The organism is Pseudochelatococcus sp. B33, from assembly GCF_053570585.1.
Window position 1 is genome coordinate 25,035 of record NZ_JBSEFH010000011.1, and the last position, 12,079, is coordinate 37,113.

The window sequence follows — 12,079 nt, forward strand, 5'->3', positions numbered from 1 at the left end:
CGTTGCCGGATCGAAACGCCGGCGATGCCCCGCCCGGCCGAGCGGCGCAGCTTGCGGCGGTGCGGGACAAAATTGCTTCGCGGGGCGCTCTAGACACTTGCGAAGCAAAGCTCCAGTGTCCACCTGAGTGACAGGCGCGGCGAAGCGTCACCCCTGAGGGGGAGACCGTTACAGCCTCTCCCGTTTGCCGGCTTTTCGGCCGGCAGGCTTGCGGGCCGGACGGGGTGGGCCTATATACGCCGCCGATACGCGGTTTTAGAGCGCACGGGCTCTCCGGGGCCTGGCAATGTTGGTTTCAGTCAAGCCATTAACCGGATTGCTTCGGGGTCCGGCGCGGCGGTCTGCTTGAAAGTTGAGGGATCTCCATGGGTAAGGTTATCGGTATCGACCTTGGCACTACCAATTCCTGCGTTGCCGTCATGGACGGGACGACGCCGAAGGTCATCGAGAATGCGGAAGGCTCGCGCACGACGCCTTCCATCGTTGCGTTCACGGACGATGGCGAGCGCCTCGTCGGCCAGCCGGCCAAGCGCCAGGCGGTAACGAACCCCGAGCGCACCTTCTTCGCCATCAAGCGCCTGATCGGGCGCGGCTTCGACGATCCGCTGACGCAGAAGGACATCGGCCTCGTCCCCTACAAGATCATTCGCGCGCCGAACGGCGACGCCTGGGTCAAGGCCGGCGACAAGGATTATTCGCCCTCGCAGATCTCCGCCTTCATCCTGCAGAAGATGAAGGAGACGGCGGAAGCGCATCTCGGGCAGCCCGTCACGCAGGCGGTCATCACCGTTCCCGCCTACTTCAACGACGCCCAGCGTCAGGCGACCAAGGACGCCGGCAAGATCGCGGGCCTCGAGGTGCTGCGCATCATCAACGAGCCGACGGCGGCGGCGCTGGCCTATGGCCTCGACAAGAAGTCGAGCGGCACCATCGCGGTCTACGACCTCGGCGGCGGCACCTTCGACGTGTCCATCCTCGAGATCGGCGATGGCGTGTTCGAGGTGAAATCCACGAACGGCGACACGTTCCTCGGCGGCGAGGATTTCGACAACCGGCTGGTGGAGTATCTCGCGGACGAGTTCAAGCGCGAGCAGGGCATCGACCTGCGCAAGGACAAGCTCGCCCTCCAGCGCCTGAAGGAGGCCGCGGAGAAGGCCAAGATCGAGCTGTCGTCGGCGCAGCAGACCGAGATCAACCTGCCCTACATCACTGCGGACGCCACGGGGCCGAAGCATCTGGCGCTCAAGCTCACGCGCGCCAAGTTCGAGGCGCTGGTCGAGGACCTGATCGAGCGCACCGTCGAGCCCTGCCGCAAGGCGCTCAAGGACGCGGGCCTGCAGGCCGGCGGCATCGACGAGGTCGTGCTCGTGGGCGGCATGACGCGCATGCCCAAGGTGCAGGAAGTCGTCAAGCAGTTCTTCGGCAAGGAGCCGCACAAGGGGGTCAACCCCGACGAGGTCGTCGCCATCGGCGCGGCCGTGCAGGCCGGCGTGCTGCAGGGCGACGTCAAGGACGTGCTGCTGCTCGACGTGACGCCGCTGTCGCTCGGCATCGAGACGCTGGGCGGCGTGTTCACGCGCCTCATCGACCGCAACACCACGATCCCGACCAAGAAGAGCCAGGTGTTCTCCACCGCCGACGACAGCCAGACGGCCGTCACCATCCGCGTGTTCCAGGGCGAGCGCGAGATGGCGGCGGACAACAAGCTGCTCGGCCAGTTCGACCTGATCGGCATTCCTCCCGCGCCGCGCGGCGTGCCGCAGATCGAGGTGACGTTCGACATCGACGCCAACGGCATCGTCAACGTGTCGGCGAAGGACAAGGCGACCAACAAGGAGCAGACCATCCGCATCCAGGCGTCGGGCGGCCTCTCCGACACCGACATCGAGAAGATGGTGAAGGACGCCGAGGCCCACGCGGCCGAGGACAAGAAGCGCCGCGAGCTCGTCGAGGCGCGCAATCACGCCGAGAGCCTGATCCACTCCACGCAGAAGTCCGTCGAGGAGCACGGCGACAAGGTCGGCGCGGCCGACAAGACCGCCATCGAGACCGCCATCGCCGACCTGCGCCGGGCGCTCGAGGGCGAGGATGCCGAGGCCATCAAGGCGCGCACCAACGACCTGCTGCAGGCGTCGCTGAAGCTCGGCGAGGCGATCTACAAGGCCAGCCAGACGGATGAGACGGCGCAAGCCGGCGAGGGAACCTCCACCGCCGACGCCCAGGCCGAGGACGTCGTCGACGCCGATTTCCGCGAAGTCGACGACGACAAGAAGAAGAGTGCGTAACGGATTCGACTGCCCCGGTGTCCGCACCGGGGCAGTCGGTTCTTTGAAGATGATGATATACCTGTCATTCAGTCCGTGCAGTGGATGATGCTTGGCCGGATGTTGTGTTCGGACGATCAGGCAATATGCTTGTGCCAGGGTGCGGATATATTGACCCGCGAAGACTCGCTCATGCCGCCGCTCCGCGACAGGGCTGTCGATGGGGTCGTCTTCGCTGAGCATCGTTTGAGATCGGCGGGCGGCCTTGAGCGCCCGGAGGCTTATTGAAGGCGGAATTCGGATGGCCAAACGGGATTTTTACGAAGCGCTTGGAATTTCGCGCGGCGCGTCGGATGCGGAGATCAAGGTCGCGTTCCGCAAGCTCGCGATGAAGTACCATCCGGATCGCAACCCCGGAGACATCGCCGCCGAGGCGCAGTTCAAGGAAATCAACGAGGCTTACGAGGTCCTGAAGGACCCGCAGAAGCGCAGCGCCTACGACCGCTACGGCCACGCCGCCTTCGAACAGGGCGCGGGCGCCGGCGGGCCGGGGTTCGGCAACGACTTCTCGGACTTCATGACCGATATCTTCGACACGTTCTTCGGCGATACCCGCGGCCCCCGCCAGCGCGGCGCGGGCGGGCGCGAGCGCGGCGCCGACATGCGCTACAACCTGGAGATCACGCTCGAGGAAGCCTACAACGGCAAGAACGAGACCATCGAGATTCCGTCCTCGGTGGTGTGCGAGGCCTGTTCCGGCAGCGGTGCCAAGGCCGGATCGCGGCCGCGCCAGTGCCCCACCTGCGGCGGCGCCGGGCGCGTGCGCGCCCAGCAGGGATTCTTCGCCATCGAGCGCACCTGCCCCACCTGCCAGGGGCGCGGCCAGATCATCGAGGACCCGTGCGAGGTGTGCGCCGGCAGCGGACGCACCACCCGCACCCGCACGCTGTCCGTCAACATCCCGCCCGGCGTCGAGGACGGCACGCGCATCCGTCTCACCGGCGAGGGCGAGGCCGGCCTCAGGGGCGGGCCGCCGGGCGATCTCTACATCTTCCTGTCCGTGCGCCCGCACGAGCTCTACCAGCGCGACGGCGCGGACCTGTTCTGCCGGGTGCCGATCTCCATGGTGACGGCGGCGCTGGGCGGCGAGTTCGACGTGCCGACCGTGGGCGGGCAGGAGGTGCGCGTGCAGGTGCCTGCCGGCACGCAGACGGGCAAGCAGTTCCGGCTGCGCAGCAAGGGCATGCCCGTGTTGCGCACGCGCGACCTCGGTGATCTCTACATTCAGGTCGTGGTCGAGACGCCCCAGAACCTGACGCGGCGGCAGAAGGAGCTGCTGGCGGAGTTCGAGCAGGAATCCTCGCGCGACACGCATCCGGAAAGCGCGGGGTTCCTGGCGCGCGTGAAGGAGTTCTTCGAAGGGCTCGGCGGCTCGACGTGAGGTGTGCGCATGGCATGTCCGTGCTTGCATCGCCTTGTCGTGTGCCGTTAATCTTTTTGGTGACAAGAAACGCGGACCGGTTACAAGATCAGCCGGTCTGCGTTATGGTCGCGCGGTTCCCGAGTTGATACAGTGCGCTCCCGGGGGTTGGGGCCGGGCGCGCGGGTACTTTCCGGGCACCCCAACTGCGAGGAAGGTCGATCCCGTGCCCGAGCAACCCGTTTCCCGCCGCATTCACTCCTGCCAACCGGCATCGCCCAAGCTGCGCGCCTTTCGCGACGATGCGCGATTTCTCAGGTCGTGGATGGAGCGCCCGCTTCTCACCGGCGCCGTGACGCCTTCCGGCCGGGCACTGGCGCGCACGATGGCCGCCTATGTCGATCCGGCGCTGTCCGGCCCGGTGGTGGAGCTCGGCCCCGGCACCGGCCCCGTCACCGAGGCGCTGCTGAAGCGCGGCATCGCCGCCGATCGCCTCGTGCTGGTGGAGTTCAACCCCGACTTCTGCAAGCTGCTGCGGCAGCGCTTTCCGGGCGTGACCGTCATTCAGGGCGATGCCTACGGGCTGGGCGAGACGCTGCGCGGCACGATCCGGGAGCCGGCGGCGGGCGTGGTGTCGAGCCTGCCGCTGTTCACCAAGCCGCTGCCCCAGCGCATGGGCCTGCTGGAGGACGCGTTCTCACTGATGCATGCCGGCGCGCCGTTCGTGCAGTTCACCTACGCCGTCGTGTCGCCGCTCCCGAAGGAGGGAGGCGACTATTCGGCCGAACGCTCGGGCCGCGTGTGGTGGAACCTGCCCCCGGCGCGCGTGTGGGTCTACCGCCGTGGCCGGTGAGCCGCCGGTGGGCGCCTTCCCGGACGCGGTCCGCGACCGGCTCATCGTCGCCCTCGACGTGCCCGATGCGGCGCGTGCCCGCGCGCTGGTCAGCGAGCTCGGCGACGCCGTTTCGTTCTACAAGCTCGGCCTCGAAATCGTCTACGGCGGCGGGCTCGACCTCGCCCGCGAACTCGTCGGCGCGGGCAAGAAGGTTTTCCTCGATCTCAAGCTGCACGATATCGGCACCACCGTCGAGCGTGCGACGGCGCAGGTGGCGCGCCTCGGCGCGACGTTCCTGACCGTCCACGCCTATCCCCAGACGCTGGCGGCCGCTGTCGCGGGCAAGGCGGGATCGGGGCTGAAAATCCTCGGCGTGACGGTCATGACCTCCTACGACAACGCCGATCTGGCGGCGGCCGGCTACCACGGGGGCGTGAAGGAGACGGTCGAGCGGCGTGCCCTCCAGGCCCGCGACGCGGGCGTGGAAGGGCTGATCCTGTCGGCCGCCGAGGCGGCCTCGGTGCGCGCGCTGGTCGGCCCGGACATTCTGCTGGTGACGCCCGGCATCCGCCCCGCCGGCGGCAGCGCCGACGACCAGAAACGCATCTTCACCCCGGCCGACGCCATTCGGGCGGGCGCGGACCACCTCGTCGTCGGCAGACCGGTGACGGCGGCCGCCGACCCCCGTGCCGCGGCGCGGGCCATCATCGCGGAAATCGCCGGCGCCTGTGCCTGAAAGCCGGCCGACAAGGAGAAGACGATGCCGAAAGGCTACCTGATCGCCCGCATCAATGTCACCGATCCGGAGCGATTCGCCCAGTACGCGAAGCTCACGGCCGCCGCGAGCGTGAAGCACGGCGCGCGGGCGCTGGTGCGCGGCGGCCGCTTCGAGACGCTGGAGGGCGAGGAGCGGGTCCGCAACGTCGTTCTGGAGTTCGACTCCTTCGAGCAGGCGCGTGCCTATTATTTTTCCGATGAGTATCAGGCGGCGAAGGTGGCGCGCGAGGGCGCAGCCGTGGCCGAGTTCGTGCTCGTCGAGGGCGTGGACTGAGAAACGGTCCGCCGGCGACCGACAGTACAGGAACCGACAGTACAGGAATGGCGTGGATGGGAGAAACGATGAGCGATTTGCGGCTTGTGGTGGTGGGTGCGGGCGGACGCATGGGGCGCACGCTGGTGCGGGCGGTGACCGAGACCGCCGGCGTGACGCTCTCCGCCGCGATCGAGCGCCCGGGCGCGCTGTCGCTCGGGGAGGATGCCGGATTGCTCGCAGGGATCGGCGCACTCGGCGTGCCGGTCACCGATGATGTGAACGCGGCCTTCGCCGGGGCCGACGGCGTGCTCGATTTCACGCAGCCCGAGGCCTCGGTCGCCTTCGCGCGCGCGGCGGCCGGCGCCGGGATAGCGCACGTGATCGGCACCACCGGCCTTTCCCCCGCCGATGCGGCGGCCATTGAGGAGGCCGCGCGCCAGACCGTGATCGTACGCTCCGGCAACATGAGCCTGGGCGTCAACCTCCTCGCGGCGCTCGTGCGCCGGGTGGCGAACACGCTCGATGCGGATTTCGATATCGAGATCCTCGAAATGCACCACCGCCACAAGGTCGACGCGCCGTCGGGAACGGCGCTGCTGCTCGGCGAGGCCGCGGCAGAGGGGCGGGGCATCTATCTCAAGGATCATGCCGAGACGGTGCGCGACGGCCATACCGGCCCGCGCCGCGCCGGCGACATCGGTTTCGCGACGCTGCGCGGCGGATCGGTCGTCGGCGACCACAGCGTCATCTTCGCCGGCGCAGGCGAGCGCATCGAACTGACGCACAAGGCCGAGGATCGTGGCATCTTCGCGCGCGGCGCGGTGAAGGCGGCGCTCTGGGCCAAGGGCCGCGCGCCCGGCCTCTACACCATGGCCGACGTGCTCGGCATCAGGGACATCTGATTTTTCGTCGTCGCATTCATTGCGGTTCGGGTCATTTTCGAGGAGAATACAATGTCGCGCCTTCTTGTGCTGGTTCGCCACGGCCAGAGCGAATGGAATCTCAAGAATCTGTTCACCGGCTGGAAGGACCCTGACCTAACGGACATCGGCGTGGGCGAAGCCCGCGCCGCCGGCCAGCGGCTGAAGGCCGAGGGCATCGCGTTCGACCGTGCGTTCACTTCCGTCCTGACGCGGGCGGAGCGCACGGTGGCGCTCATTCAGGAGGAAACCGGCCAGACCGATCTGCCGGTGGTGCGCGATCCGGCGCTGAACGAGCGCGACTACGGCGATCTCTCCGGCCTCAACAAGGACGACGCGCGCGCGCGCTGGGGAGCCGAGCAGGTCCATCTGTGGCGGCGCTCCTATGACGTGCCCCCGCCCGGCGGCGAGAGCCTGAAGGACACCGTTGCCCGTGTTCTGCCATACTATGTGCAGAACATACTGCCGGCGGTGCTGCGGGGGGAGAACGTGCTTGTCTCGGCGCACGGCAATTCGCTGCGCGCGCTGCTGCTGGTGCTCGACCACCTGACGCCCGAGACGATCCCGGGCGTCGAACTGGCGACGGGCGAGCCGATCGTGTATCGCCTCAACGCCGACAGCACCGTGGCGTCGAAGACAATTCTGGGTGCGTGAGCGCACGCACCGCAGGCGAGGAGGATGGCAGTGCGCACAATGAAGAGAAACGTCCTGCTCGTCCTCGCTTTCGCTTGTGGCCTGGGCCTTCGGCCGGAAGCCGGCCTGGCGCCGCTGCCGGTTGCGGTTGCCCAGGAGCAGTCTCGGGAAGTGCCTGAGGAGGCGCCGCAGCGCATTTTCCCGCCGGGGCTCGGAATAGGGCTCGTCCCGCCCGAGGACATGCGGCTCTCGGTCCGTTTTCCCGGCTTCGAGGACGAGGCGCGCGAGTCCGCCATCATGATGAGCGAGCTGCCGCCGGAATTGTTTGCCTCCATGGAGAAGGACCTGCGCGAGCCCTCGCAGGAGCCGGAAGGATTCAAGCTCATCAGCCGCGAGGCATGGCCCGTCGAGGGCGGCAGGGGCATCCTCGTGGCGGCCTCGCAGGTGGTCGACGGCGAGACGATCTACAAATGGGTACTGGCCCGGGGCACGTCGGCAAGCGCGGCGGCCGTGACGTTCCAGGTGTCCGCCGAGGCGATCGACTACTACACCGATGAGGTGGTGCGCCGCACGTTGCGCTCGCTCGCCCTCCGCGACCACGCGCAGTTGCTGGAGGAAGTGGGGCAACTGCCCTTCGTCGTCGACGACACGCTCGACGACGATACCGCCAGCGACCACATAGGGTTCCGCATCGCGCGCGTCATCCCCGGCAATTCCGTCATGATGACCAGCGGCCCCAAGGATCTGGTGCAGGGCGCCGAGCAGCCGGTGATCGTGGTCAGCGGCGACCGGGCAGCCATCGTGGGCAAGCTGGAGCAGGATCGGTTCGCGCGCCAGTCCTTCGCGAGCCTCGCCGGCGTGCGCGGCATGCAGGTGCGCCGGGGCGAGGGCGTGACGCGCGACGGCGTCGACTGGCACGAGATGGAGGCCGACGGGCAGGACAGCGGCACGGGGGCGAAGGTGCGCGTGTTTCAGGCCATCCGCTTCGAGCGCTCGGACTTCATCCGTTTCGTTCTGGTGACGCGCGACAACAGCTACGAGGAGGCGCGGCGCTTCTTCGAGCGGCTGAGGGAGGGCGTCACCCCGCGGACGGACGTCGGCGCGGGCGGGACACCCGCCGGCAGCACGCCGCAATGACAGCAGATACCGGGGACATGCAGATACCGGGCTGAAAACGAAAAGTCCCGCTCGCGCGGGACTTTTGCATCTTGACGACTGCTGGAGCCTTTCGGCGTTTCACGGAAACGCTGAAAGGCTCAAACGATGGGCGTATCGTTGTCGAGCACGGGCGCGGCCTTGACGCCGCCCTTCGACACGCCGACGAGAGCAGGGCGCAGGACGCGGTCGGCGATGGAGAAGCCGGTCTGGATGACCTGCACCACCGTGCCGTTGGGCACCGTAGTGTCCGGCACCTCGAACATCGCCTGATGCAGGTTGGGATCGAACTTCTCGCCCTGCGGGGAAATTTCCTTCACGCCGTGGCGGGCGAGCGTCTTCAGCAGTTCCCTGTCGGTCAGTTCGATGCCGTCCGCGAACGCCTTGAGCGGCCCTTCCGAGGCGCGCTGCTCGGCGGGAATGGTCTCAAGGGCGCGGCGAATGTTGTCGGAGACGCTCAGAATGTCGCGGGCGAAGGACGTGACGGCATAGGCACGGGCGTCAGCGACCTCCTTTTCCGTCCGGCGGCGCAGATTTTCCATTTCGGCCAGCGCGCGCAGCAGCTTGTCCCTGAGATCGGCCTTTTCGGCCTCCAATTGAGCAACCAGACCGGCATCAATCGTTTGGTCGGGCGTCGTCCCGGTTTCCGGCGTGGGGTCAGCGGCCGTTGCCTCGGCGGGTTGGTTGATGTGCTGGGTCATGATCCATCGTGAGAGTGTGACAGGACTTCAATTTCCGGACGCGCGCCATCGGGAGGACGCGGCCGGAACGCGATGCGGTTTCCGATTCCACAGCGAGAAACACTGGCCGAAGATATCAGGCTTCGGGCATGGAAAATCAAGGGTGCTGTACCTCCTAACGCTTTAGGGCATGTCATCGTCTCACGGAAACGCTGACATGCTCCCCCTCTTTGATTGCGAGCGAATTCTTATCGATCAGATGATTCCATCTGAACGGAACGCGCTCTAATTTCCATAGTTTTCCGCAACCTGCGTTTCATTTGATGCTCAAATGAAACGCAAACTGCTTCAGGCACTGGCCGCGTTCGCCTTCGCGGGGCGGGGCGCGCTGCCGGAGAACACCGCCTCTATGGCCGCGCGTATCGGGGCATGGCGCGCCGGCGCGGTGATCTTCGCCCCCGTGAGGTCGGTGACGTAGAAGGCGTCGACCGCCTTTTCGCCGAAGGTCGCGATATGGGCCGAGGCGATGTTGAGGTTGAGCTTGCCGAGCGTCGTCGTGAGGTCGTAGAGCAGGCCCGGCCGGTCGAGCCCGGAGATCTCCAGCACCGTGTACTGCTGCGACAGACTGTTGTCGATCACGAGCTCGGTCGGCACCGTGAAGGGGCGTTTCGCGACCTGCGGCCGTTTGCGGTCGACGAGATCGGCGATCCTGATCTCGCCCTTCAGCGCGCCGGCGATGGTACGGGCGATCTTATCCCCGCGGCGGAGCTCGTCCTCGTCCGCCTCGAAGGCGCGGGTGAGGAAGAGGTCGTCGATCGCGAGTCCGTCGGTGGTGGTGAAGATCTGCGCGTCGGCGATATTGGCCCCCGAGGCGGCGCAGGCGCCGGTCAGGATCGCCAGCAGGCGCGGATGGTCGGGCGCGAACACCGTCAGTTCCGTGATGCCGCGGAACTTGTCGGTGGCGATGGCGGTCGCCAGCGTGTCGCCCGCGGCCTCGGCGGCGCGGATGAAGCGCGTGTGCTTGGCCTTGCGCGCCGGATCGACCTTGAGCCAGTAGGCGGGATAGTGACGCACCTTGTAGGCGTCGAACGTCGCGTCGTCCCAGTCCGGCATGGCCTTGCGCAGCTTGGCCTGCGCATGGAGCACGCGCTGGCGGGTGGAAATGGCCGAGTGTCCGCCGGTCAGTTGCGGCTCGGTCTCGTAGTAGAGCGTGCGCAGCAGCTCGCCCTTCCAGCCGTTCCACACGCCCGGCCCCACGGCCTTGATGTCGCAGACGGTGAGGATGAGCAGCAGCTTGAGGCGCTCCAGCGTCTGCACGATGGCGGCGAAGCCGCGGATGGTCTCGGGGTCGGCGAGGTCGCGGCTCTGGGCGACGTTGGACATCACCAGATGGTTTTCGATGAGCCAGGCGGCGGTCTCCGTCTCCACCGCGTCGAGCCCGAGCCGCGGCCCGAGCTGCCGGGCGATCCTGCCGCCGGCGACGGAATGGTCCTCCGGCCGCCCCTTGGCGACGTCGTGCAGGAAGGCCGCGAGGTAGAGCGCGCGCCGGTGCTGGATGGTCGGGATGATGCTGTGCGCCAGCGGATGCGCGTCCGCCATCTCGCCGGCGTCGATGCGCGCCAGCACGCCGAGCGTGCGGATGAGATGCTCGTCCACCGTATAGTGGTGGTACATGTTGAACTGCATCAGCGCCACGATACGCCCGAAATCGGGAATGAACCGCCCCAGCACGCCGCACTCGTTCATCAGCCGCAGAACGGTCTCCGGCGCGTTGCGGGAGGTGAGGATGTCGACGAACAGCCGGTTCGCCTCCGCCGATTCGCGGATGGAGCGGTCGATCAGCCGCAGGGACCGGCGCGCGAGGCGCGTCGCGTCCGGGTGGATGGGAAGCGCGTGCCGGTCCGCGAGCCAGAAGAGGCGGATGAGGTTGACCGGATCCCGGCTGAAGACCTCGCCGTCGGTGGTGTTGATGCGGTTGTTGTCGAGCCGGAAGCCCGGCGCGCCCAGACGCTGGCGATAGGGGCGCCTGAGGCCGCGCATGAAGCGGTTGAGCATCGGCACCGGCTTGTCGTGGCGCGCCTCGAGCGCGGCGCAGACGACCGCCGTCAGGTCGCCGACGTCCTTGGCGACGAGGAAGTAGCGCTTCATGAAGCGCTCCACCGACGACATGCCGGTGCGGCCGGCATAGCCGATGCGCTCGCAGACCGCGCGCTGGTAGTCGAAGGACAGCCGCTCCTCGGCGCGGCCGGCGACGAAATGCAGGTGGCAGCGCACCCGCCACAGGAACTCGCCGCAGCGGCGGAACATCCCGGCCTCGGCGCTGTCGAACAGCCCTTCCTTGATCATGGTGTCGGGCGTGCGCACCCCGTAGACGTATTGCGCCAGCCACAGCAGCGTGTTGAGGTCGCGCTGCCCGCCCTTGCCCTCCTTGACATTGGGCTCGACCACGTAGCGCGACGCGCCGGCGCGGGCGAGGCGCGCATCGCGCTCGGCGAGCTTGGCGGCGACGAACGCCTCCTCGCTGCCGGCGACGACCTCGGTCTGGTAGCGGGTCACCAGCTCGTTGAACAGCTTGCGTTCCCCCACCAGGAAGCGTGCCTCGAGGAGCGCGGTGCGGATGGTCATGTCGCCGCGCGCCTCATGCAGCGATTCGCTCACGGAGCGCGTGGCGTGGCCAATCTTCAGCTTGAGGTCCCACAGGATGTAGAGCACCGTCTCGACGACGCTTTCGGCCCACGCGGTCATCTTGTAGGGCAGCAGGAACAGCAGATCGACGTCCGAATGCGGGGCCATGGTGCCGCGCCCGTAGCCGCCCACCGCGACGAGCGCCAGATGCTCGCCCATCGACGGGTTGCTGACGCGGTGGAAGTGCCGCACCGCGCAGCCGTAGGCGGCGCGCACCACGGCATCGGTGAGCCGCGCGATGCGCCGCGCGCAGGCGGAGCCGTTCTGCTCCTGCATCAGCGCCGCCTCGGCCTCGCTGCGGCCCTCGTCCAGCGTGCGCCGCAGCAGATCGACGAGCCCCGCCCGCAGCGCCCGATGGTCGTCGCCGGACCGGTCCTCCAGCGCCGCGAGCGCCGGCGCGAGCCGGATCACCGCGGGGAGGTCGTGGGGAGTGGCAGGCTGCGGCGTGTTCATC

General features: G+C 67.8%; 10 protein-coding genes. 8 read left to right on the plus strand and 2 right to left on the minus strand.

The genetic code is table 11. From position 1 onward, the window contains the following. Positions 1 to 365: 365 nt before the first annotated feature. The 8 genes from dnaK to ACUSIJ_RS13500 all read left to right on the plus strand — a co-directional run bounded on the left by dnaK (position 366) and on the right by ACUSIJ_RS13500 (position 8,242). Positions 366 to 2,285, plus strand: a complete 1,920-nt coding sequence (gene dnaK, locus ACUSIJ_RS13465; RefSeq protein ID WP_449308919.1) for a molecular chaperone DnaK — start codon at positions 366 to 368, stop codon at positions 2,283 to 2,285. A 280-nt stretch (positions 2,286 to 2,565) separates the two neighbouring features. Next, positions 2,566 to 3,705, plus strand: a complete 1,140-nt coding sequence (gene dnaJ / locus ACUSIJ_RS13470) for a molecular chaperone DnaJ (RefSeq protein WP_449308920.1) — start codon at positions 2,566 to 2,568, stop codon at positions 3,703 to 3,705. A 232-nt stretch (positions 3,706 to 3,937) separates the two neighbouring features. Then, positions 3,938 to 4,537 (plus strand): class I SAM-dependent methyltransferase, encoded by a 600-nt coding sequence (locus ACUSIJ_RS13475; protein WP_449309080.1) that lies wholly within the window; start codon positions 3,938 to 3,940, stop codon positions 4,535 to 4,537. Then, on the plus strand, positions 4,527 to 5,255 hold the full coding sequence (gene pyrF, locus ACUSIJ_RS13480) for an orotidine-5'-phosphate decarboxylase (RefSeq protein ID WP_449308921.1): 729 nt from the start codon (positions 4,527 to 4,529) through the stop codon (positions 5,253 to 5,255). Before ACUSIJ_RS13475 ends, pyrF begins: the two co-directional genes overlap by 11 nt. A gap of 24 nt (positions 5,256 to 5,279) precedes the next feature. Beyond that, the gene (locus tag ACUSIJ_RS13485) at positions 5,280 to 5,570 is read left to right on the plus strand and encodes a DUF1330 domain-containing protein (RefSeq protein WP_449308922.1); all 291 of its coding nucleotides are present in this window, start codon (positions 5,280 to 5,282) and stop codon (positions 5,568 to 5,570) included. A 68-nt stretch (positions 5,571 to 5,638) separates the two neighbouring features. Then, positions 5,639 to 6,454: a 4-hydroxy-tetrahydrodipicolinate reductase gene (dapB, locus tag ACUSIJ_RS13490; RefSeq protein WP_449308923.1), complete on the plus strand. Its 816-nt coding sequence runs from the start codon at positions 5,639 to 5,641 to the stop codon at positions 6,452 to 6,454. A 51-nt stretch (positions 6,455 to 6,505) separates the two neighbouring features. After that, on the plus strand, positions 6,506 to 7,126 hold the full coding sequence (locus tag ACUSIJ_RS13495) for a 2,3-bisphosphoglycerate-dependent phosphoglycerate mutase (RefSeq protein ID WP_449308924.1): 621 nt from the start codon (positions 6,506 to 6,508) through the stop codon (positions 7,124 to 7,126). A 39-nt stretch (positions 7,127 to 7,165) separates the two neighbouring features. Then, positions 7,166 to 8,242 carry a hypothetical protein gene (locus ACUSIJ_RS13500; protein ID WP_449308925.1) on the plus strand — a complete coding sequence of 359 codons (1,077 nt, stop codon included), beginning with the start codon at positions 7,166 to 7,168 and terminating at the stop codon, positions 8,240 to 8,242. Positions 8,243 to 8,361: 119 nt separating this feature from the next. Here the strand turns inward: ACUSIJ_RS13500 and grpE are convergent, their stop codons facing one another. Together grpE and ACUSIJ_RS13510 are read right to left on the minus strand one after the other, a co-directional pair. Then, a complete protein-coding gene (grpE, locus tag ACUSIJ_RS13505) occupies positions 8,362 to 8,961 on the minus strand; it encodes a nucleotide exchange factor GrpE (protein ID WP_449308926.1) in 600 nt (199 codons plus the stop codon). A 327-nt stretch (positions 8,962 to 9,288) separates the two neighbouring features. Continuing rightward, positions 9,289 to 12,078 carry a [protein-PII] uridylyltransferase gene (locus ACUSIJ_RS13510; RefSeq protein ID WP_449308927.1) on the minus strand — a complete coding sequence of 930 codons (2,790 nt, stop codon included), beginning with the start codon at positions 12,076 to 12,078 and terminating at the stop codon, positions 9,289 to 9,291. Between the last annotated feature and the right edge of the window lies 1 nt (position 12,079).